Source organism: Rhizobium sp. CC-YZS058, from assembly GCF_034720595.1.
In the GTDB taxonomy this organism is placed as follows: domain Bacteria; phylum Pseudomonadota; class Alphaproteobacteria; order Rhizobiales; family Rhizobiaceae; genus Ferranicluibacter.
Genome location: NZ_JAYESJ010000003.1, coordinates 268,619 through 289,681, shown reverse-complemented (window position 1 = coordinate 289,681; position 21,063 = coordinate 268,619). Strand labels below are relative to the sequence as shown.

The window sequence follows — 21,063 nt, the reverse complement described above, 5'->3', positions numbered from 1 at the left end:
CTTTCGTGGGACGGAGAGGACGCACCCCGGGGCGGGCGCTGGCAAGCGGCAGGCCTCGCCCTCAGCGTTGCTACCGCACCATCCAGCCGCCATCGACCGGGAGCACGGTGCCGGTGACATAGGAGGATGCCGGCGCAGCGAAGAAGAGGATGGCGGTGGCGAGATCGGCAGGCAGGCCCCAGCGGCCCGTCGGTATCCGCGCCAGGATCTGGGCCTGCCGCTCGGGATCCCTGCGCAGGGCCTCCGTATTGTCGGTGTCCATATAGCCAGGGGCAATCGCGTTCACTGTTATGGCCTTTGCCGCAAGTTCGTTGGCCATCGCCTTGGTCAGCCCCGCCACGCCGTGCTTGGATGCCGCATAGGCCGGCACGCGCACGCCGCCCTCCAAGCTGAGCATGGAGGCGATGTTGACGATCCGACCGGCCCGTCCGGTCGCGATCATGTGCCGCGCGGCGGCCTGGGAGAGAAAGAAGGCCGAGCGGAGATTGACATCCATCACGGCGTCCCAGTCTTCCGCCTGAACATCGAGAAGATCGGCGCGTCGGATGATGCCCGCATTGTTGACGAGGATGTCGACGCCGCCGAGGACCGAAACGGCTGCGGCCAGATGCTGCTCGGCGTCGAAGGGGCGAGACAGATCCACCTCCTGGGCATGGAAGCGCCGGCCGGTGTCACGGATCAGCCGCTCGGTCTCCGGCATGGGAGACGAGCCGATGGCGGCAATATCGGCGCCCGCTTCGGCCAGAGCAAGGGCAAGCCCCTGGCCGAGGCCGGTCCGCGCTCCGGTGACGAGCGCGGTCTTCCCGGTGAGGTCAAACAGACTGTGCAAGGCGCAGGCCCTTTTCATCGAAGAGGTGGATCGGTGCGCCGTCCAGCGAGAGGTCGAGCGCGGCGCCGGGGGCAAAACGGTGCTGTCCGGGCAGGACCACCAGCAGTTTCTGACCCGCGAGGTCGGCATGCAGAACGGTCTCCGAGCCGAGCGCCTCGATCATGCGCACGGTTCCTTTCAGCGACCGCTCGCCTTGTCCGATCGTCATATGCTGGGGGCGGACGCCGAGCGTGAGACGCGCGCCGGGTTGGAGGCTCGTATCCGGAGCGTCCACCGTCAGCCGGCTTCCATCGGGCAGGACGAGAACGGCCTGCCTTCCGCCGGCCCGCTCCACCACCGTCTCGAGGAAATTCATGTGCGGCGCGCCGATGAAGCCGGCGACGAAGCGGTTGGCGGGCCTGTTGTAAAGCTCGAGCGGTGTTCCGACCTGCTCGATCCGCCCGGCGCGCAGCACGACGATGCGATCGGCCAGCGTCATCGCCTCGACCTGGTCGTGCGTGACGTAGATCATCGTCGCCTTCAGCCGGGCATGCAGCGCGGCGAGCTCCGCCCGCGTCGAGCCGCGCAATTCGGCATCGAGATTGGACAGGGGCTCGTCGAGCAGGAAGCCGACCGGACTGCGCACGATCGCCCGGCCGATCGCCACCCGCTGGCGCTGGCCGCCCGACAGCTGGCCCGGACGCCGGGTGAGGTAGGGCTCGATCTCCAGCATGCGCGCCGCCTCTGCAATCCGGCTGTCGATTTCGGCTTTCGGCATGCGGGCATTTTCCAGCCCGAAGGCGAGGTTCTGGCGCACGGTCATATGCGGGTAGAGCGCATAGGACTGGAAGACCATGGCAAGGCCCCGATCGGCGGCCGTCACCGCATTGACGTTGCGGCCATCGATTTCGATATCGCCGCCGCTGATCTTCTCCAGCCCGGCGATCGCGCGCAGCAGCGTCGACTTCCCGCAGCCGGAAGGTCCCACGAAGACGACGAGTTCGCCATCGCCGATGTCGAGGTCGATGTCGTGCAGCACGTCGATCGCGCCGAACGACTTCTTCACTTTGGACAGTTTGATCTGGCCCATGACCGGTTCCTTACTTGAGGCCCGAGCCGGCAATGCCGGTGGTGATGAAGCGCTGCAAAAAGATGAAGACGAGCACGACCGGGATCATGGTGACGACAGTCATTGCCAGGATGAAGTGCCACTGCACATTCAGCTCGCCGGAATAGATGCTGAGACCCACCTGCAGCGTGTAGAGCTCCTTGCGAGACAGGACGATAAGCGGCCAGAGGAAGTCGTTCCAGCGCCAGACGACGGAGAAGATGGCGAGAACGGCCAGCGCCGGCGCTGTCAGCGGCAGCACGATCCGCCAGTAGATCTGCCATTCGGAGGCTTTGTCCATGCGGGCGGCATCCAGCAGTTCGTCCGGAATCGTCAGCATGTACTGGCGCAGGATGAACACGCCGGTGGGTGTCGCCACCGTCGGCAGGATCACGCCCCAGAGCGAGTTGAACAGCCCGAGCGAGGAGATGATCGAATAGAGCGGCACCATGATGACCGAGAGCGGCACCATCAACGTGGCGAGAATGATCAGCATCGCGAAGCCGCGTCCGCGAAACTCATATTTCGACAGAGCGAACGCAGCCATGGAATTGACCACGAGCGTGATGAGCGTCGCCATGACAGTGACGAAGACCGAGTTCCAGAGATAGCGGAAGAAATCGAAATGGACGAAGGGCTCGGTGTAGTTCTCCGTCGCGAAGGAGAGCGCGCGCACGGGCTGGCGCTGATCGATCGGTACGCGGACAGGGGCGGCGTCCGGGGCGGCGGGATCGATCATCTGGCTGACGAGCCCGATGCGCCTGAGCTCGGCCAGCCGTTTCGTCGAGCCATCCGGCAATGTCACGTCGTAAAGCGTCAGCGGCTGCTCATGGCCGGGAACGGCGATCTGCTCGTTCGCATAGGGCAGGATCGAGGGCGGAAATTCCGCGAGCGCCGCCGGGGTCTTGAAGGAGGAGAAGACCAGCCAGAGCGCCGGACCGAACATGACGATCAGCCCGCCCGTCAGCCAGAGCCAGGTGACGATGTCCGTCCAATGCCAGCCCTTGCCCTGTCCCTGGCTGCCTCGGCGGCGGAGAAGGAAACCCATGAAGCGGCTCATGCACGCCTCCCCTTCGTCTCGCCGCGCTTGCCAAGCCCGAGTTGCAGAAGCGTCAGCACCACCAGCACAAGCCCCATCAGGATCGAGGCGGCGGCGGCCAGCCCCGGATTGCGCGGCTGGGAGACGAAGCCGGTCTCGTAGATATATTGCGTCAGGAAAAGCGTGCTGGTCCCCGGTCCGCCCCCCGTCAGCACGTAGACCTCGTCGAACACCTGGACCGCACGGATCAGCGCGAGGACGATGACGACGATCAGGTTCGGGGCGAGCAGCGGCAGGGTGATGCGCCAGAAGACACGGCCGGGCCGCGTCCCGTCCATGGCGGCGGCTTCATAGAGATCCTTCGGAATGGCCTGGAGGCCGGCGAGCAGGATCAGGGTGTAGAAGCCCATATGCGCCCAGAGCGAAACGCCGACCGCCGCCAGGAACGACCAGTCGCGGTCCGTCAGCCAATTGTAGGGCTCGATACCGAGCGGATAGAGGAGGAAGTTCAGCAAACCCTGCCGCTGCAGGATCCAGCGCCAGATGAGGCCGACCACGACCGGCGACAGGAGAACGGGAAAGAAGAACACCGCCCGCCAGAAGGATCGCGCGGCGAGCCTGCGGTTGAGAATGAGGGCGGTGATGAGGGCGGCCAGGATCATGAGGCTGACCTGCAGCACCACGAACCAGAAAGTGTTGCCGACCGCCGTCCAGAACGGATCTTCCTGGCAAGTCAACGGGTCGAGATAATTGCCGCAGTCGAACAGGCGGCGATACTGGGCAAGGCCGACATAGCTGCGCTCCGGCAGGAACAGCGCCGATCCGCCGGTCGCGGAATAGACGATATTGATGGCGAGCGGCAGCAGGACGAAAATGCCGAAGACGAGCATGTTCGGCGCAAGGAACAGGAGCGCCATGCCGTTCAAGCCCGTCGCCCTCTGCAGAGCGCGCATCGGCCTGTCGATCAGTCCCATCACCAAGCCGATGGGCGCCTTGATGATCGGACCGAGACGCTCCGACAGCCTCGTGCGCTGTACGATGGATGAGCTCACGCGTTCCTCCCCTTGCGTGCCGTATCGATGAAGAGCCGGAACCTCCCGCACCGGCCCTTCGTGATGTCGCGATCCTGCCACGTCCGCCTAGAGCGCGGAATCCTTGACCTTGGTGGCGATGTCCGCGTCGATCCGGGCGAAGGCATCTTCGAGCGACAATTCGCCGGCAATGGCCTGCCCGACGCGGGAAACAAGCGCCCCGTAGACCGTATCCGACCAGCGCCAGCTCGGCATCTTCAGCGCTTCGGCCGAGGTCGTCTTGGTCGCCGCAACAAAGGTGTCGAGCGCCGCCTTGACCTGCGGGTCCTTGGTCTGGAAATCGAGATTGCCCTTGTCCAGCACGCCCTTGTGGGCAGGGATGAACAGAGTGCGCTCGGAGAACTCCTTCACAACGGCTTCGCTCGCCAGATAGTCCATCACCTTGGCGACGTCCTTCGGGTTCTTGGTGTACCTGATCGCAACCAGGCCGGCGCCGCCCGGCATGCCGGTGCAGGAGGCCGTACCGCAGGGGCTGCCCGTTGCCACCCAGTCGAAACCATTGCCGATCTTGGTGGAGAAATTGGCGATCTGCCAGGAACCGGAATAGTAATAGGCGAGCTGCGCGTTGATGAAGTCCTCGGCGGCCGCACGATAGGTCTGGCCGGCGGCAGAAACCCAGACGTCCTTGTTGATCATCCCGTCATTGGCCCAGCCGACAAACTTGCCGATGAAGGCTTTCGCGCCATCATCGAGCGGCGCAGGCTTGCCGTCGCTGCCGAAATAGTTCGTGCCATAGGCGATGTTGGGTGCCGAGATCCGGTGACCGGAGCGATCGAGCGCCATGGCGAAGGGGATCTTCTGGCTCTCCGCCACCTTTTTCGCAGCGGCCGCCCAGTCGTCCCAGGTGGCATCCTTGCCGGGAAGCGGCACACCGGCCTGATCGAACAACGTCTTGTTGGCAAAGCCACCGGTCAGGGTGATCTGCGTCATAAAGCCGGAGATCTGGTTGGAGCCGTCGGGGCGCATCCAGTCGGCCTGCGCGCCGAAGTTGGTGTCCCAGTAGCTGGGATCGGCCACCAGCGGGCGAAGGTCCAGCCAGTGACGACTCAGGTCCTTCAAGGCGGTCACGCGGGCGATGTCGGGTCCGTTGCCGGCCTCGAGCTGGATCGGCAGCTGCTCCTTGACGACGCCATAGGCGACATTGTCGATGATGACGTTGATGTCGGGATTCTGCTTTGTGAAACGGCTGATCAGATCGGCGAGAACCTCACCCTCGACGCCGTCGGAATACCACATGATCCTCACGTCGCCGGCATGGGCGACGGTCGAGGACAAGAGGGCGAGCGTGGCGCCCGCCAGAAGCGTTTTCAGTGTCATGCGCATGTCTCCTCCTTGTGAAGACGGGCCTCCACCCGTCGAAAGCAAATCGCTCAGTCTGCAGCGAGCATCGTCGCCTCTCCCGCGACCGTATAGTCCGAGCGCAGCAGGCGCCGACCCTCCGCCTCGATGCTGCCATCGGCACGAAAGATGACCGTGCCATAGTCGGGATCGTCGATCCTAATCGTGCCATCGGCCTCGTCCCGGGCTTCCAGCATGTGGAACCGCGCCTCGACACCGCCGAGGTCGTTTGCGGTAGAGACCCGAACGATCCACCGCGTTCTCCGGCCTTCCTGCCGAAGTTCGACACCAGCCGAAGGCCCCTCCGTGACGGCCAGTAGCGGCGAGGACGCCTTCAGCATCACCGCGCCCTGCCCACAGCGGGCGAGCGCGATCCTGCCGGAGACGACCGCCTCGTCGAACTCCGCGGCCGGGAACCAGGCGTGGGTAAACTGCGGCTGTTCGTCATGGACGATGAAGTCCAGCAAGGCCAGGCCGCGATATTGCTGGGTGCGCGCGACCGTGCCGCAGCCGCCCCAGTAGGACGGGCGCCCATAGCCGAACTGGATGGTTTCGCCGGGATGGTTGATCCAGACCGCAGCCTCCGGCTTCGAGCCGAGACGCAGATGCAGGATGGTCTCCTGGTAGCCCCACTCGTTCCAGCGATAATGCGCCGCCGATCCCATGGCGAAGTCCGCGCTCTTGTAGTGGTAAAGGGCGGCGAAGGCGTTTTCGCCCTGCGCAAAGCGCCATTCCTGGTGCTCGGCCTGCTGGTGGTCGGCGATCTCGGCCAGTTCAGGCGGAATGACCAGCTGATGATCGCGCAGGCAGACGGCAAGCTGCGGCAAAGCGTGCACCCTTCGGCCATACCAGCCTCGGCCCCAAAGGAGCCGGGCCACGCCGGACAGTTCGAGCGAACGCCCGGCACAGAGCGTATGCTCGTAGGATCGGCCCTGGGCGGCGGTGATCATGCCGTGATGGGCGGAGCGGGCAATGACTTCGCAAAGCCGTACGATGCCGGCCTTGGCGCGCTCGGCAATATCGGCATCGGGCGAAAGCGCGACGAGCGCCGTCAGACCCTTGAGGTCGATCGGGAAATAGGGGGCAGAGTTGAACTCCGCCATTTCCCAGCGCTCGAAGTGATCGAGCCAGGCGCGGACGCGGGCAGCACCCACCGCGCATTGCTCCCGTCCCGATCGCCTGGACCGCACGAAGGTCGCCTCCGGCAACAGGGCCCCGGCCAGATAGGCGCTGGTATGGAAGAGCAAGGCGTGATTTTCAGAGAAGTACCATTGGACGTCGTTGCCCGGCTCGTCCATCCAGAACCGGTAATTGAGGATGGCGGCGTCGATCCGCGCCCTCAGACCGGCCTCGATATCGGCGCCCCAGACGGTGCGCGACCAGATCAGCGGCACGAGCGAGAAATCCGCGCAATCATGGCAATCTTCGATCGACGGCAGGATCTCGGCAATCATCGCATCGGTCTCGCTGCCGCCCCGCCCGCTGGCCAGCCGGGCAAAGGCCCGCACCGTGTCGCGCTCGGATTCCGCCGAAATCGTATCGAGCGCTTCCGCGATGCGGTCCTTAAGCGCTGCCGGGGCCGGACCCTGGCGGTCGGCGTGGCAGATCTCGACCCCGATCGAGCGGGAGGCGACGAAGCCGCCGGCGTCGAGCGTGATGCGGAAATGCCGGAAATCCGCAGGCATCGTCTCGGACGATCCGACCCGTAAAGCGGTATCGCCAGCCTTGAGGGCGAAGGCGAGATCGAAGCGCTCATGCGACATGAAGTCGCCTTCGATCGCCACGCGCACATCAACATCAACGGCCAAGGGTTCGGCGAAACAGAGCGTGATATCGCCGCCGAAATAGTGCGGACGGTCGAAATGCATGCCCGTCAACGCGGCCTCCAGGCTTTCGGCCAGAGAACCCGACAGAGGAACGGGAAGCCGCAGGCGCGCGGCCGGGCCGGCGAGGTAATCGAGCTGGAAGAAATAGCGGGCATCGCGCTCGGCCAGATCGTCGAAGAACAGCGTGATCTCGTTCATGCCCTTGACGAGCGGCAGCGCGATCTCCTGCTTCACCTCGAGATTGCGGCTGTAGGGCGCCATCCAGGCGATCTCCGCGCCGTTCGCCCACAGGACGGCTCCGCCGCAGGTGCCGAGGCGGACGGTCGCCATGCCGTCCGTCTCCGCCTCGATCGTCGTTCTTGCCCAGGTGGCGAGACGTGTGGGGCGGAACCAGAAACCGGAGAGATCGACCCGCGGCGACCCGAAGGGCAGCCACCAGCGGGCGGGCTTGAAGCTTCCTGACACGGCCGGCCGCTTCCCCCGGTGCCCGTCGGCGAAAATCGTCCGGCAGGGATATTCGTGCGGGATGAAGTTCTTGACCTTCGTCAGGAAGAAGAAGGGATCCATGTCGCCCTTCATCGGCATGTCGGGCACGTCGAAACGGGTTTCGTCCGTTCCGCCGAGCTGCCAGTAGCAGAGAGGGTCGCCAGGCTGGAGCGGCTTGTCGAGAAAGTGGGATGTCGCGGTCATTTCAAATCCGCCAAGGCTACGGGTGTCACGTCGGTATATTCCTGGTTTTCTCCGGTCATGCCCCAGACGAAGGCGTAGGGACCGGTGCCCGCGCCCATGTGGATCGACCAGGCAGGCGAAATCAGCGCCTCGAGATTGGCGACGACCAGATGGCGGGTTTCTTCCGGGCGGCCCATCAGGTGGATGATCCGGTCCTGCGGCGCGAGGTCGAAGTAGCAATAGGCCTCCATCCGCCGCTCATGCACATGCGGCGGCATGGTGTTCCAGACACTGCCCGGCGCAAGGTCGGTGATACCCATCAGAAGCAGGCAGGACGGCGCGACTTCGGGATGGATGTACATGCGCAGCTGCCGGACATTCGCGCGCTGCGCATCGCCCAAGGAAAGCAGCTTGGATTGCGCGGCCGTGATCAACCGGTGCGGCAGATCGGCACCGGCGGGAACCGAGTTCATGTAGAGGCGCGCCGGGGCTGCCGGATTAGCACTTTCGGCGACGATGTCCCGCGCCCCCCGGCCGATGTAGAGCACGTCACGATTGGCGAGCGCGAAGGTCTCGCCGTCGATGGAGATCGTGCCGGCGCCGCCCAAGTTGGCAATGCCCATTTCGCGCGCCGAGAGAAGAAAAGCCGTGCCGATCTCTTCTCCCGAACCGAAGCGGATCGGCTGATCGGTGGGCACAGCGCCGCCGACGATCAACCGGTCGACATGGGTGTAGGTAAAGCGCAACGCGCCGTCCTGAAACAGGTCGTCCATCAGGAATTCGGCTCGCAGCCGCGCTGTATCATAGGTCCTGATGTCGCTTGGGCCGGCCCCATAGAGCGTCTTCATCGTCATCGCGTCCTCGTTTCCGCATGATGCAGGGCTTCGCACAGGCACAGGATAGACAGGGCCTGCCCATAGCCCGTCGGCTGGAGGGGAATATCCCTGTAGAATTGCAGGTCGTGTCCCATGCGTGTCCCGTAGGAGACATTGAGGACGGTGCCGGTCTCATCGACATTGTCGAGTACGGCGCGGACGGCTCTCATTCCGGCATCTCTCCATGCCGGTCCTCCGATCCCGAGCCTGAAACCCTTCAGCAGGCCGTAGCCGATACCGGCCGTGGCCGAAATCTCCTCATAGGAACTCTCGTCGTCGAGCAGGGTCCGCCAGGCGCCCGACGGCGCCTGAAGCGGAAGCAGGGCTTCGACCTGCGCCTTGAGAACGCCGAGCAGGAACGTTTTGACGGGCGGCGGCATCTGGGCGAGATCGAACAGATCCAGCATGCCGGCCGTAATCCAGGCATTGCCGCGTGCCCAACGTGCTTCGGCGAAATTGTGTCGCCCGTCGAAGGTCCAGCCGTGAAACCAGAGGCCGGTTCTGGTGTCGGCCAGATAGCGGGTGTGAACAAGGAACTGCAGCGCCGCTTCGTCCGTCAGTTCCTTGCGTCCGCTTGCCTCCCCATAGGCGGCAAGGAACAGACCGACCATGTAGAGCGTATCGTCCCAGAGTTCGTGATCGTTCACCTTGTCCGAGACGTGATGTTCGAACGCACCTTCCGCGGTGCGACCCAACTCTGACAGGACACGGGTGGCCCAGTCGTCGAGAGGGGCCTTCCAGCGCGGTTCCTTCGTTTCCCTCCAGAGGATGGAGAGGGCCAGCATCGGGGCGGTCGTGTTGACGTTCAGGCTCGGCAGGCCCGCTTCGAGCCGCCGGTCATACCACGCTTCGACAAGCCGCCGCAGGTCGTCGCGACCGGTATGGAGCCAGAGGCGGACGAGACCGTAGAGGCCGACACCCTGCGGCCACTCCCAGCTGTCGAAGGAAATATAGTCGCCGGCCGTCCCATCGAGATTGGGCTCGTCGAACCGACCGTCGTGACGCAGGCCCGTCATGCCCGCAACGATCAGATCGAGCTTCGCCCGGATCTCCTCCCTGGAAACCGTCATGTCGAAATCTCCTCTCCCCCGACTGACCTTTGTCCGGCCAGCCGCACCGCTTCTCCCCGGCGGCAGGCAGATGAAAACACCGAGAATGTCTTTGCGCAATCTGAAAATTTTTTGCAGAATGGGTCGAGACAGGAGACTGAAACCCATGGCTGCAACCCCTCTGCCAGGTAAGCGCGGAACGAAGAGCCGGCGCGTGCGGCTGGAAGACATCGCTACGAAAGTCGGCGTTTCGCTGAGCACTGTGTCCCGCGCCCTCTCAGGGGAGAAAGGCGTGCGCGCCGACATTAGGGAGCGTATTCTGGAGGCGGCGAAGACCGCGAATTACGTGATCCCGACGCCCGTGGCGGGCAAGAAAGTCATCCTGGCCGCATCGAGCGCCGCGATGATCGACTACGTCCGCAACCAGTTCACGCTCTATGTGCTGGAGGGTCTGCGGGAACGGGCGCTGGCCCTGGATCTCGAGATCGTCACCCGCTCGGTGGCCGGCCAGGCGGAGGAGCGGACGATGCTCGAGGAGGCCGCTGCCGATCCGGCGGTGCTCGGACTTCTGTTTCTCACGGTCGACGACGAAGCGACGCTCGCCGCCACGCGCAACTTCTCCAAGCCGGCGGTGATGATCAATGGCGACGATCCGCTGATGAGACTGTCGAGTGTGACGCCCTGCAACCGCTCGGCCGCCCGGCTTGCCGCCGAGCATCTCATCAGCCTCGGCCACCACCGCATTCTCTTCCTCATGCGTCCCGGGCGGCACACGATCGAGCGCCGCCGCGAGGGATGGCGGGACGCCCTGCAGCATCGCGGCCTACCCAGCCCCGACGATCTCGTCGTGCCGGTGGACGATTGGCTGCCGAATCTTGCCGCGCAGGCCATCGCGGCTCGGATTTCGCAGAATGGTCTCGACTTTTCCGCGGTTCTTGCAGCAGGGGACAGCCTGGCCGTCGGCGCGATGATGGGCTTGCAGGAGCAGGGCTACAGCGTACCCGACGATGTCTCCGTCATGGGGATCGATGATCTGCCGCAGGCCGCCTTCGTGCATCCGCCGCTGACGACCATGCATGTGCCGATGCGCGAACTGGGTTCGGTGGCGCTCGATCTCCTGCGCGACAGTGTCGCCGGCTCGCCGATGCCCGCCCGGCGGATCGAGCTCGCCTGCCACCTGGTCGATCGGCAATCGGTGGCTGCCTACACTTCGCCTGCTCGCTGAACCTGCACCTCGATCTCAGGACTTGTCTCTCGCGCGAAACAGGGATGGCGGCCGCAAGCGGCCAGCCGGCTGTTTCGGAATCAATGAAATCTTATGCCATCCGCGTGCGGCTCCATTCCCAGCAGCCGCGCTCTGCCACGTTCATAACGTTGGCGCGCAGTTTCGAATTCGATCGCGAACAGATCGGGGGTCAGGCACCGGACGCCGAGCGCCTCGAACCCTTCCACCGCGCGCGACAGATCGGCCGAGATTTCGAGCAGGCGGGAATAGTGCCGGCAATCGAAGTCGTTCAGCGCGGCCCTCTGCTCCCGGTGAACCTCATCGAGAAGCGCCTTCGCTCCGTTCAGATAATCGGCGAGCAAGGCTTTCGAAATGTCTTCTGCCTTCATGTTCCCCCCAGCTGTATCGGCTCCTACAGATGCCGGACGTCCCAAGAGACGAGCGGATGGATCGTTCCCGAACGCAGTGTGACAGAATAGCTCCGCTCTATCCTCCTCTGTGCGGAACTGACCAAGCCTTTCATCGAATGTGCCTTTATGCTTACGTGAGAACGCACTGGGACGTGGTCGGTGCGGGGGAGCATGAAGGACAAGCCGCTACAGAGCCTTGCGGGCGATTTCAGAGGTCGCGCAGAAGCGCATGTCGCGAAACTCTCCGTGTTTCGCGATCAGGCGATCCGCCAGAAGGATGCTGCGCGCTTGAAGACGATCTTCGCCATCCTGGGCGAGTTCCAGACCGCCATCTTCCTGTTCAACGTGGCCATGGTGGAACAGTTTTCCCCCCGCGAGAGGGCGCGGATCTGCGAAAAGGGCCTCGAGCACTACACAGAGGCGATGGACCGGCTGTTCAGCGCCCGCATGTCGGGCGCCAGCCTGCACTATCACTATTGAGCCCCAGCTTCGGCTGACCACCGTTCACGCGAACGCCCTTTGCCGCGCCGCGAGGGTCTCGTCCGCCGTCAAGTCCTCGGCGATCGCCCGGGAGATGACCGCACCGATGTCGCGGGCGCTGGTGATGCCCTGGACGAAGGGCAGCTTGTGGAGGAGGAAGGAGATCGAGCCGCAGTAAAGCCTGTTGGTGAGATCCTCCTCGAAGACGGGCCGGAATTTCTCATCGAGATCGACGCCGCCTGTCCGCACCACGCGCGGCGCGTCCTCACCGCTCGGGCTCGAGGCGATCGTCGCCGCCTTGCGCACCACGCCCTGGGCTTTGAGCGTCGGGAAGGGAATATCGCGCGCGGAGAGCGGATGCTGGCCGGTCGCGTCGATGAAGGCATCGAAGCTCAGGGTCTCGGTCTCGGTCTTCACCACCGCGCCATGGTCGACGCTGTCATTGTCGATATCGCCATCGCCGCCGAGCGATTTGATGGCGAGCTTGCCGGCGCGGTGGAGAGCCAGGAGACGGTGGATCGACTGGTGCGGCACGGTCGCATAGTCGTCGACGAAAACGGTCTTGAAATGCTTGTGGAAGCGCTTCAGATCCTCTTCGTGCAGATGCGGGATCGCGCGTGCGACGACTTCATGCATGCGCAGAATGGCGTAGCGCCATTCCACCGTCCGCTTCTGCGCCTTGTTGGCCTCGGCCTGCGCCAGGTTCTGCGCCGCCCAGGTGAACGGATCGGCTTCCTCCCGCGCCTTGAAATAGGCCTTGTCGATCGTCTCGACCGTCAGCATGCCAAGACCGATCCGCTCCGCATAGTCCGGATCGCAGGCCGCCAGTTCCTGCTTGAACAGGTCAAAGACGGCGTCCAGCAGCTGGCCGCCCTGCGTTTCGATCAGCGCGTCGATCGCCTGCGGCGTGCAGATGGCAAGCGGGCGATAGGGAATATCGCAGTAGAAGTCCGCTTCCGGCAAAACGCCCTTGCGCGACATCATCGTCGCCTTGAAGGCCTCAGTCTCTGCCTTCGGATGATATTGGAGCGTACCGGACTCATCCAGCAGGAAGACCCCGTGCTTGGTCGCGACGGTGATCAGCGCGTCGATGCCGCTGAGCGAGGTTCCGAGAATGCCGACTTCGCAGGCCGGTATCGTCTTGAGCACCGGCGCGGGCCAGGGCGAAACGAAATAGCCGGGCTTGACCTCGGTGGTCTCCGGAAAATCGTGGCCGGTGGCGAGAACGACGTGGTCGAAGCTGTAGTCGGTTCTTTCGCCGTTTTGCGATTGCACGGTGAGGCTGATGTCGCTCTTGTGGAGCGCGATATCGACGACGCGGCTGGAGGCCTTGATATCGATGTGGTGGCCCTTGGCACGACCTTTTTCGATCAGCTGCGCAAGCTGGTCCTGCAGATAGTCCCCCAGCACGACCCGCGGATAGAACTCGCGCTCGTCGATCGCATCGCGCGCGACGCCCAGCGTCGCCAGGCGTTCGTCGGACTGGCGGGAGAGCCAGGCGGTCAGGCTTTCGCAGATCGGCGGCAGCTCGATGCTGGCGATGTTGGACAGCATGGCCCGGTCGTTGAGATCGGGATGGTACGGCGTTCCCTTGCCGGGTTCGGCATCGCTTTCGAAAATGGTGATCGTCAGCGGCAGAGCGATATCGTTCAGCCCCTTCAACGTATAGATGCCGGTAGGGCCGGAGCCAATGATCGCGACATTGAGGGTCATACGCCATACTTTCACTGGAAGAGGATGAACAGGAACATCCGTGAACTATGCCAGACCGGGCGGCGTTCCACTCCCTCGCAATTAATTGCGTAAGTAACCTCTGACGCCCCCCCCCGCGAGCGCCGGCGATGCAGGCGCCCTCCCGAGCTTCTCAATGTCCAGGCCCTAGGCAGCGCGCGCGAGGATCAGATCCGCAGCCTTGGCGGCCGCGCCGAGCACGGCGGCATTGGTGTTGCCGCTGACGATGTTCGGCATGATCGAGGCGTCGATCACGCGCAGCCTGCGCGCGCCGCGCACGGTCAGCCGTGGCGTCAGCACGGCCATTTCGTCCGCCTCATGGCCCATGCGGCAGGTGCCGACCGGGTGATAGCCGGTCTTGACGGTGCGCCGGCAATGCTCGGCGATCGCCTCGTCGCTCGTGATGTCCGCTCCGGGGAAGATCTCGCGCTCGATCATCTCGCGGATCGGCGAATTGGAGAGAACGGAGCGGGCGAAGCGGAAGCTCTTCACGGTCAGCCGCAGATCGTCGGGATGGTTGAAGATGCCGGTGCTGACGATGGCATTGGCAAGCGGATCGGCTGAAGCAAGGGTGACGCTGCCGCGCGCCTTCGGCCGCAGCAGGAGCGAGTTGATCGTGACCCCATGGCCAGGGTCGGTGCCCAAGACGTCCCGGTCGAGATAAACGGTCGGCACGCAGAACATCTGGATGGTCGGCTCGGCCGAGTTGCCGTCGGGGTCGTAGAAGGCGCAGGTCTCGACGCCAGTCGTCGTTGCCGGTCCGGAGCGGAACAGGAGATATTGCAAGCCGGCCCTGATCATCGGCCAGCCGCGATCCTGCCCGTAATAGCCGAAGGCGCCTCTGGTCGTTGCCACCACCGGACACTCGTAATGGTCCTGCAGGTTCTGCCCGACGCCCGGCAGATCGATCAGCGTCCTGATAGCGTGGCGGGCGAGCTCGCTTTCGGGGCCGATGCCGGACAGCATCAAGAGCTTCGGCGTCTGGTAGGCCCCCGCCGCCAGAATGACCTCCGTGCCCGCATGGGCGCGGCGTGGCGAACCGCGATGGAGATAGTCGACGCCGGTGGCCGTCTCCCCCTCCATGATCAGCCGCGTCACGGTCGCCTCCGTTTCGATCGTCAGCAGCGGATTGTCCATCACCGGCGCCAGAAAAGCATCCACGGCGCTGCAGCGGCGGCGGGTTTCCCAGTCGATCGTATGCTGCATCATGCCGACGCCGAACTGCTCGGCCCCGTTGAAATCCGGGTTCCAGGGGATGCCCATGCCCTGCAGCGTCTTGATGTAGGCGCGGGTCATGGGGCTTGTATGGCCAAGATTGGAGATCTTCAGCGGCCCGCCGACGCCGTGGAATTCACCGCCCAGATGGTCGTTGTCCTCCTGCGCCTTGAAGTAGGGCAGCATGTCGCGATAGGACCAGGCGCCGTCATTGTTGGTACCGGGCGTGGTGACGGCCGCGTTCCAGCGGTCATAGTCGGCGGCCTGGCCGCGCATATAGACCATGGCGTTGACCGTGCTGCCGCCGCCCAGCACCTTCCCCTGCGGCACGATCGGCCCCCGTCCGCTTAGCTGCGGCTGCGGCTCGGTCTGGTGCATGGCGAGATAGGTATCCTTGGCCAGGAACTTCATGTAGCCCGCCGGGAAGTGCATGATCGGGTTGGCTTTCCGCGGCCCCCGCTCGAGCAGCAGCACCCGGGCGCGGGCGGTCGTGACCAGCTTGGCCGCCACGACGCAGGCGGCGCTGCCGCCGCCGACGATGATGTAGTCATAAGTGGCTGTCTGCGGCATCCCGCTGTCTCCCTGCCCGATTTCGGGCGACACGCATTAACGGATCGATGACGGCGTCAGCCGGATGCTGCCGGCCAGAGTCTCGCCCGGCTGCAGCACGGTCAGCCCGCCAAGGTCGCTCAGGTTCTGGCCATCGGCCAGATGCGACATCGGCTCGAAGCAGAAGTAGTCGCGATGAAAGGTCGGGTCGAATGTCGTATCCGAGACGAAGACGAAGGCGTGGCGGAAGAGCGGGTCCGCCGACAGCGTCAAACGCGTCTTGAGCTCCGGCCAGTCGATGATGGCCTCGCCGCTCCAATCCTCGAACCCGTTGTTGACCCAGCGATGCGGCAGACCGCGCGCCGTGTGGAAATCGATATCCTCGGGGATCGGCGCCCGCTCGCCGGGCAGCCATCCTTCGACCTCGGTCCAGTGCAAGGCGGCCGGCGCTGTCAGCCGGGTCTGCGGTGTCATCGGGAAATAGGGATGCCATCCGAGGCCGAACGGCAGAGCCACCTTTCCTCCGTTCGTCACCGACAGCGTCAGGTGCAAGCCGCCATCGGTGATCGCGAAGCGCTGCGTGGCCTCGTAACGATAGGGTGTTCCCTCACCATCGGTATGCTCGAAACGGAGCATGATGGCTTCCGGGCTCTGATCCGCGACCTGCCAGTTCGCCAGCCAGCCTTCGCCATGCAGATAATGCGGATCCCACGCCGTGTTGGGCGAGAGGGCATAGACCTGGTGCTCGAACTGGAAGCGGTTGTTGCGGACGCGGTTGCCGAAGGGCACCAGTGGAAAGCAGCCCGCAGCCAGCGCCCCTGCCTCGTCCTGCGGCCCTGGCCGCAGAAGGGGAACGGTGTCCCCTCCCCTCGACCAGAAGAGATCCTGCACCACGCCGCCCTGCGTTGAGACACGCGCCTTGAGGCCGTCCTTTTCGATAGAGAACAGGGTCATGTTTGCCTCACTGCCGGCTGCGCGCTGCGCCGCGCTTGATCGCCTGGATATTGGCGAGCACCGCCACGACGATGATGAGGCCGCGCACGACCTGCTGGAAGAAGGGGTTGATGCCGAGCAGGACCAGCCCGTTGCCGATCAGCGTGATGACGAGAACGCCGAGCAGGGTGCCGAGCATCGACCCCCGTCCGCCCGAAAGCGCCGTTCCGCCGACGACGACTGCCGCGATCACATCGAATTCAAGCCCGCTCGCCGCCGTCGCATTGCCGGATCCAAGCCGCGACAGGAGAAGAATGCCCGACACCGCGGCCATGGCGCCGGCAATCGCGAACAATTGGACGCGGATGCGCGCGACATTGATGCCGGACAGAAGGGCGGCCTGTGGATTCCCGCCGATCGCATAGACGGAGCGACCGAACGCGGTCTTGCGGCTGACGAAGGCAAAAACGGCGAAGAGCACGAGCATGATGATCGCCGCCGGGGGAATGCTGAGGATCGGTCGGTCGAGAAGGTCGACCAGATCATTGCGGCCGATCGACACCGGAAGCGCATCGGTCATGAACAGCGCCGTTCCGCGCAACGCGCTCCACAGGCCGAGCGTGCCGACAAAGGAGGGCACGTCGAAATAGGCGCGAAGGATGCCGGCGATCGAGCCCAACGCCGCACCGATGACGATGGCGAGAACAAAGGCCAGCGGCGTCGGAACACCCCATTGCAGCAGATAGGCGAGCGCGACCGAGATGAAGGCGACCATGGGGCCGACGCTGACATCGATCTCGCCGGAAATGATGATCAGCGTCGCCGCCCATGCCGCAATGCCGATCGTTGCCGCATCGCGCAGGATGTTGATCTGGTTGTTGAAGCTCATGAAGCCGTTGGCGGTGGTCGAGAAGACGACATAGAGCACCAGGATCGCGATGAAGAGGCTGATCTCGTTCATGTGCTGGGAGAAACCGCGGCGGCGCGGCGCGGCGCTGTCCACGGTCCGGACGGCCTGGTCATTGGGCATTCTGGCCTCCATCAATGTCCGGCGATGCAGGCGGCCATGACGGCGTCCTGATCGATGGCCGGGGAAAGAAATTCGTCCGTCAGCCGGCCATCCCGAAGCACGAGCACGCGATCGCAGACGAGGGGCAGTTCCTCGATCTCGCTGGAGACGAAGATGACGCTGCGGCCTTCCGCTGCAAGCTGGCGGATGATCGCGTAGATCTGCGCCTTCGCCTCGACATCGACGCCCCGCGTCGGTTCGTCGAGCAGCAGGACACGGCTGCCGGCATGGACCCAGCGGCCGATCACCACCTTCTGCTGGTTGCCGCCGGAGAGCGTACCGATCGGCGTGTCGGTGGCAGCCGTCTTGACATGAAGCCGGCCGATCACGCTGCGCGTCGCCTCCGCGATCCTTCGCGCCGACAGAATGCCGCGATGGCTGACGGCCGCGAAGTCGGTGGCGACCGTGTTTTCGTCCACGCCGAGAAGAGGCACGATGCCCTCCTCTTTACGGCTTTCAGGCGTGTAGCCGAAGCCGCGCTCCAGCATGGCCCGGTAGCTCGGCCGGCGAAGATCGGCACCATCGACCGAGATTCGGCCGCTTTCGAAAGGCCGCACGCCCATGATCGCCTGCAGCAATTCGGTCCGCCCCGCACCCAGCAATCCGGCAATCCCTAAGACTTCGCCCTGGCGAAGCGCGAAGGAGATGCGGTCGAGCTTGGGCGGCAGGGTGAGATCCTCGACCGCAAGCACGATCTTTTCGCGCGTCTTGGGTTCGATCCGCGCGGCCTGCGCCGCTTCGGACCCCAGCATGAGCCGAACGATCTCGCGCGTGTCGGCACCGGCCACATCGACCGTGTCGATGATCCGCCCGTCGCGCATCACGGTGGCGGAGCGGGCGATCTGGCGGATCTCGTTCATGCGGTGGCTGATATAGATGACGGCAATGCCCTCGGCGGCGATCCGCTTGACGGCGGCCATGACCTTCTCGGCCTCGGCGGCGGCAAGCGAGCTGGTCGGTTCGTCGAGAATAACGAGCTTCGGCTTGCCGAGCAGCACGCGCGCGATCTCGACGAGCTGGCGTTCGGCGGGGCTGAGACCGGCGACGAGATCGGCCGGCGACATGGTCAGGCCCAGACGCCGCATGGCGTCGCGGGCCTCCTGCTCCATTCCGGCATAGTCGAGCACGCCGGCGCGCCGCGGCCAGCGACCGAGAAACAGGTTCTCGGCAATCGACATGCCGGGAACGAGGCTCAGTTCCTGATAGACCACGCGCACGCCGCGCGAAAAGGCATCCTGTGCGCGCGCCGAACCGCTGCCCGAAAGCGCGACCCCGCCGATCGAGACGGCCCCGCTGTCCGGCACTTCGGCGCCGGTCAACAGCCGGATCAGGGTGGATTTGCCGGCGCCGTTCTTGCCGAGCAGTGCCCGCACCTCGCCCGGTTCGACCCGGAACGAGGCCTTGTCGAGCGCCAGCACGCCCGGATAGCGCTTGGTGCACGACGAAAGCGCGGCGATGGCGGTGACATCCGGATTATGTGACGGCGCGCTTGCGGAATGGATCATCACGAGCCCAATTCAAAGCGAGAAGAAGAAGGATGGGCAAGCCCGGCCGCAGTCCTCGGAGACCCGGCCGGGACGAAGGAGGACGGTCAAGCCGTCCCGATGGTTACGGAACGCCGTCGGAGTGGGCCTCCAGCCAGGCCTTGCCGTCCTCTGCGCTCTTGTAGAGGTCGATGTCGTAGGCGACCTTGATATCGGCCGGCGCCTTGCCGTCGATCGCGCTGATCGCCTGCGTCAGGGCAAGCTTGCCGAGCCCCTGGCCCGAAATGTCGACGACGGCCTTGATGACGCTGAAATCGGCCAGCTCCTGGGCGATCTCGGTCGTCATGTCGCCGCCGAAGACCACGGTCTTGCCGGTGCGGCCCTGGCTCTTGACGGCGCGTGCGGCGCCCAGCGTCGCCCCGCCCGCTTCGCCGAAGAAGGCGTCGAGATCGGGATGGGAGGAGAGCATGGTGCTTGCAACCGAGACGGCCTTGTCGAGCGTCGCGCCTTCCTGGTTGTCGACGATCTTCGCATTCGGCACCTTGGCCATCAGCGCCTCTTCGAAGCCCTTCCGGCGCGTGACGCAGACCTCGACGAACTCGCAGTTCAGTACGCCGATCGTCGGCGCATCCTTCTTCTCGGCCAGGAAATAATCGGCAGCGGCCTCACCCAGCTTGTGGCCGAACTGATAGGGATCGCCGACGGCATAGGCCGAGACATAATCCTTCATGTCGGTTTCGCTGAGGCAGGTGTTGTAGCAGACCACCGGAATGCCGGCATCATGGGCGCGGCGGATCGCGCGGAAGGAACCGTCGGCCGAGACCGGCGACACGATGATCGCCTGCACCCCGGCGGAGATCAGCGAATCGATGAACGAGGATTCCTTGCTGACATCGCCCTGCGCATTGGTCTCGATGATGTCGAGCTTGCGGCCGGCTTCGGTTGCGCCGGTTTGAATGCCCTTGCGAACGCCGGCATAGAAGCCCTGCGCGTCCATGTAGATCGCCCCGACCTTCAGGTCCTTGTCCTGCGCGAACGCGGCCGATGCCGTCAGCATGGCAAGAGATGTAACGGCTGCTCTCAATCCCAGTTTCATAGCTTCCTCCCAACGCGATGATCCGCCTTCGGCCTGCATACCCGCCGGCTCCCAAGACTGACCCACACCCTAAACCTGATCATATGAATGTCAATATAAATACGATTTATTTTGGCGCAGATGGTCGAAGCGGCTGAATTCGGCGTTCCAGCGGTTTGCAGTCCGAACTCTGCGGCGAAATAAATAATATGAATGCGCCGGTGACGCCGGCTTGACGCGCGTGGAAAAGCGGCGGAATGCTGCAGCGGGAACAAGGAGGCAGAGAATGACGGCATCGGCCGTGGCACGTCACCTGACGCAGAACGGCGACCCGATTGCCGGGCGCGGCAAGCGCAGCGTGCGCGAAACGCTTCTCCGGCAGATCGTCGAAAAGATCGTTTCGGGCGAACTGCCGGAAGGATCGACCATTCCCAACGAGGCTGAGCTGACCGAGCAGTTCGGCGTCAGCCGCACAAGCCTGCGCGAAGCCATGCAATATATGTCGGCGCTGGGCATGGTGCGCTCGCGCACGCGGGCCGGGACCACGGTGCTGCCGCGCGAAAACTGGAACTACCTCGACCCGCTGCTTCTCGACGTGATGCTGAAGATCGGCGCGGACGAGACCTTCTACACCTCGCTGATCGACGCTCGCCAGCTCCTGGAGCCGGCCGCAGCGGCGCAGGCGGCGGCCAATGCCGATGCCCGCGCTCTGTCGCAGATCGCGCGGGCGTTCGAGGACATGGTGGAGGCCAATTCCCGCGATACCGAGGCCTGGAGCCGTGCCGACCTCGAATTCCACACCGCCATCATCAACGCCAGCGGCAATTGGGTCTATCGCCAGTTCGCAACCGCCATCCGCGCGGCCTTGCTGGCGAGCTTCCGGCTGACCAATCGCGCCAGCCAGTCGCACCAGCAGGCGATCGCCAAGCATCAGGACGTGCTGGAAGCCATCCGCATGCGCCGGCCGGATGCCGCGCGCTACGCCATGGAGCAGCTGATCGGCGTCGCGCGCAGCGAAATCACCGACGCTCTTCGCCGCCAGCGCAAGATGCCGGATGAGCCGGCGCGCTGACGACCGAACCGCCTCCA

At 64.5% G+C, this 21,063-nt stretch carries 18 protein-coding genes; 3 read left to right on the top strand and 15 right to left on the bottom strand.

Annotation, left to right across the window (positions count from 1 at the left end; all coding sequences use genetic code 11):
* Nucleotides 1–70: 70 nt before the first annotated feature.
* The 8 genes from kduD to U8330_RS21945 form a co-directional block, all read right to left on the bottom strand.
* Nucleotides 71–829 carry a 2-dehydro-3-deoxy-D-gluconate 5-dehydrogenase KduD gene (gene kduD, locus U8330_RS21980; protein ID WP_323107713.1) on the bottom strand — a complete coding sequence of 253 codons (759 nt, stop codon included), beginning with the start codon at nt 827–829 and terminating at the stop codon, nt 71–73.
* Complete coding sequence (locus U8330_RS21975; RefSeq protein ID WP_323107712.1) at nt 813–1,898, bottom strand: sn-glycerol-3-phosphate ABC transporter ATP-binding protein UgpC; 1,086 nt, start codon at nt 1,896–1,898, stop codon at nt 813–815. The genes kduD and U8330_RS21975 overlap by 17 nt, the downstream gene beginning before the upstream one ends.
* Before the next feature lie 10 nt (nt 1,899–1,908).
* Nucleotides 1,909–2,976: a carbohydrate ABC transporter permease gene (locus U8330_RS21970; RefSeq protein WP_323107711.1), complete on the bottom strand. Its 1,068-nt coding sequence runs from the start codon at nt 2,974–2,976 to the stop codon at nt 1,909–1,911.
* Complete coding sequence (locus tag U8330_RS21965; protein ID WP_323107798.1) at nt 2,973–3,929, bottom strand: sugar ABC transporter permease; 957 nt, start codon at nt 3,927–3,929, stop codon at nt 2,973–2,975. Before U8330_RS21965 ends, U8330_RS21970 begins: the two co-directional genes overlap by 4 nt.
* A gap of 165 nt (nt 3,930–4,094) precedes the next feature.
* On the bottom strand, nt 4,095–5,363 hold the full coding sequence (locus U8330_RS21960; RefSeq protein WP_323107710.1) for an ABC transporter substrate-binding protein: 1,269 nt from the start codon (nt 5,361–5,363) through the stop codon (nt 4,095–4,097).
* A gap of 53 nt (nt 5,364–5,416) precedes the next feature.
* Nucleotides 5,417–7,900 (bottom strand): hypothetical protein, encoded by a 2,484-nt coding sequence (locus U8330_RS21955; protein WP_323107709.1) that lies wholly within the window; start codon nt 7,898–7,900, stop codon nt 5,417–5,419.
* Complete coding sequence (gene kduI / locus U8330_RS21950) at nt 7,897–8,733, bottom strand: 5-dehydro-4-deoxy-D-glucuronate isomerase (protein ID WP_323107708.1); 837 nt, start codon at nt 8,731–8,733, stop codon at nt 7,897–7,899. Before kduI ends, U8330_RS21955 begins: the two co-directional genes overlap by 4 nt.
* Nucleotides 8,730–9,824: a glycoside hydrolase family 88/105 protein gene (locus U8330_RS21945; RefSeq protein ID WP_323107707.1), complete on the bottom strand. Its 1,095-nt coding sequence runs from the start codon at nt 9,822–9,824 to the stop codon at nt 8,730–8,732. The genes kduI and U8330_RS21945 overlap by 4 nt, the downstream gene beginning before the upstream one ends.
* Before the next feature lie 145 nt (nt 9,825–9,969).
* On the opposite strand from U8330_RS21945, the gene U8330_RS21940 reads away from it, so the two are divergent.
* The gene (locus tag U8330_RS21940) at nt 9,970–11,028 is read left to right on the top strand and encodes a LacI family DNA-binding transcriptional regulator (RefSeq protein WP_323107706.1); all 1,059 of its coding nucleotides are present in this window, start codon (nt 9,970–9,972) and stop codon (nt 11,026–11,028) included.
* A gap of 80 nt (nt 11,029–11,108) precedes the next feature.
* Here U8330_RS21940 and U8330_RS21935 read toward each other — a convergent pair whose 3' ends face one another.
* Nucleotides 11,109–11,417 (bottom strand): hypothetical protein, encoded by a 309-nt coding sequence (locus tag U8330_RS21935; protein WP_323107705.1) that lies wholly within the window; start codon nt 11,415–11,417, stop codon nt 11,109–11,111.
* 192 nt (nt 11,418–11,609) lie between these two features.
* On the opposite strand from U8330_RS21935, the gene U8330_RS21930 reads away from it, so the two are divergent.
* The gene (locus U8330_RS21930) at nt 11,610–11,918 is read left to right on the top strand and encodes a hypothetical protein (protein ID WP_323107704.1); all 309 of its coding nucleotides are present in this window, start codon (nt 11,610–11,612) and stop codon (nt 11,916–11,918) included.
* A 24-nt stretch (nt 11,919–11,942) separates the two neighbouring features.
* Here the strand turns inward: U8330_RS21930 and U8330_RS21925 are convergent, their stop codons facing one another.
* The 6 genes from U8330_RS21925 to U8330_RS21900 form a co-directional block, all read right to left on the bottom strand.
* A complete protein-coding gene (locus U8330_RS21925) occupies nt 11,943–13,631 on the bottom strand; it encodes an FAD/NAD(P)-binding protein (RefSeq protein WP_323107703.1) in 1,689 nt (562 codons plus the stop codon).
* A gap of 165 nt (nt 13,632–13,796) precedes the next feature.
* Entirely contained in the window at nt 13,797–15,434 is a 1,638-nt protein-coding gene (locus U8330_RS21920; RefSeq protein WP_323107702.1) for a GMC family oxidoreductase, read from the bottom strand.
* Nucleotides 15,435–15,470: 36 nt separating this feature from the next.
* The gene (locus U8330_RS21915) at nt 15,471–16,367 is read right to left on the bottom strand and encodes an aldose 1-epimerase (protein WP_323107701.1); all 897 of its coding nucleotides are present in this window, start codon (nt 16,365–16,367) and stop codon (nt 15,471–15,473) included.
* Nucleotides 16,368–16,374: 7 nt separating this feature from the next.
* Nucleotides 16,375–17,376, bottom strand: a complete 1,002-nt coding sequence (locus tag U8330_RS21910) for an ABC transporter permease (protein ID WP_323107700.1) — start codon at nt 17,374–17,376, stop codon at nt 16,375–16,377.
* A gap of 11 nt (nt 17,377–17,387) precedes the next feature.
* A complete protein-coding gene (locus U8330_RS21905) occupies nt 17,388–18,920 on the bottom strand; it encodes a sugar ABC transporter ATP-binding protein (RefSeq protein WP_323107699.1) in 1,533 nt (510 codons plus the stop codon).
* Between the two features lie 103 nt (nt 18,921–19,023).
* On the bottom strand, nt 19,024–19,995 hold the full coding sequence (locus U8330_RS21900; RefSeq protein ID WP_323107698.1) for a substrate-binding domain-containing protein: 972 nt from the start codon (nt 19,993–19,995) through the stop codon (nt 19,024–19,026).
* A gap of 265 nt (nt 19,996–20,260) precedes the next feature.
* Between U8330_RS21900 and U8330_RS21895 the strand changes: the two genes are divergently transcribed.
* Nucleotides 20,261–21,046: a FadR/GntR family transcriptional regulator gene (locus tag U8330_RS21895; protein ID WP_323107697.1), complete on the top strand. Its 786-nt coding sequence runs from the start codon at nt 20,261–20,263 to the stop codon at nt 21,044–21,046.
* Nucleotides 21,047–21,063 lie beyond the last annotated feature (17 nt).

Bases quoted from the DNA above. Each gene is read 5' to 3' on its own strand.
- U8330_RS21975 (WP_323107712.1), bottom strand. From the start codon at position 1,898: ATGGGCCAGATCAAACTGTCCAAAGTGAAGAAGTCGTTCGGCGCGATC.
- U8330_RS21970 (WP_323107711.1), bottom strand. From the start codon at position 2,976: ATGAGCCGCTTCATGGGTTTCCTTCTCCGCCGCCGAGGCAGCCAGGGA.
- U8330_RS21965 (WP_323107798.1), bottom strand. From the start codon at position 3,929: ATGGGACTGATCGACAGGCCGATGCGCGCTCTGCAGAGGGCGACGGGC.
- U8330_RS21960 (WP_323107710.1), bottom strand. From the start codon at position 5,363: ATGACACTGAAAACGCTTCTGGCGGGCGCCACGCTCGCCCTCTTGTCC.
- U8330_RS21955 (WP_323107709.1), bottom strand. From the start codon at position 7,900: ATGACCGCGACATCCCACTTTCTCGACAAGCCGCTCCAGCCTGGCGAC.
- kduI (WP_323107708.1), bottom strand. From the start codon at position 8,733: ATGACGATGAAGACGCTCTATGGGGCCGGCCCAAGCGACATCAGGACC.
- U8330_RS21945 (WP_323107707.1), bottom strand. From the start codon at position 9,824: ATGACGGTTTCCAGGGAGGAGATCCGGGCGAAGCTCGATCTGATCGTT.
- U8330_RS21940 (WP_323107706.1), top strand. From the start codon at position 9,970: ATGGCTGCAACCCCTCTGCCAGGTAAGCGCGGAACGAAGAGCCGGCGC.
- U8330_RS21935 (WP_323107705.1), bottom strand. From the start codon at position 11,417: ATGAAGGCAGAAGACATTTCGAAAGCCTTGCTCGCCGATTATCTGAAC.
- U8330_RS21930 (WP_323107704.1), top strand. From the start codon at position 11,610: ATGAAGGACAAGCCGCTACAGAGCCTTGCGGGCGATTTCAGAGGTCGC.
- U8330_RS21925 (WP_323107703.1), bottom strand. From the start codon at position 13,631: ATGACCCTCAATGTCGCGATCATTGGCTCCGGCCCTACCGGCATCTAT.
- U8330_RS21920 (WP_323107702.1), bottom strand. From the start codon at position 15,434: ATGCCGCAGACAGCCACTTATGACTACATCATCGTCGGCGGCGGCAGC.
- U8330_RS21915 (WP_323107701.1), bottom strand. From the start codon at position 16,367: ATGACCCTGTTCTCTATCGAAAAGGACGGCCTCAAGGCGCGTGTCTCA.
- U8330_RS21910 (WP_323107700.1), bottom strand. From the start codon at position 17,376: ATGCCCAATGACCAGGCCGTCCGGACCGTGGACAGCGCCGCGCCGCGC.
- U8330_RS21905 (WP_323107699.1), bottom strand. From the start codon at position 18,920: ATGATCCATTCCGCAAGCGCGCCGTCACATAATCCGGATGTCACCGCC.
- U8330_RS21900 (WP_323107698.1), bottom strand. From the start codon at position 19,995: ATGAAACTGGGATTGAGAGCAGCCGTTACATCTCTTGCCATGCTGACG.
- U8330_RS21895 (WP_323107697.1), top strand. From the start codon at position 20,261: ATGACGGCATCGGCCGTGGCACGTCACCTGACGCAGAACGGCGACCCG.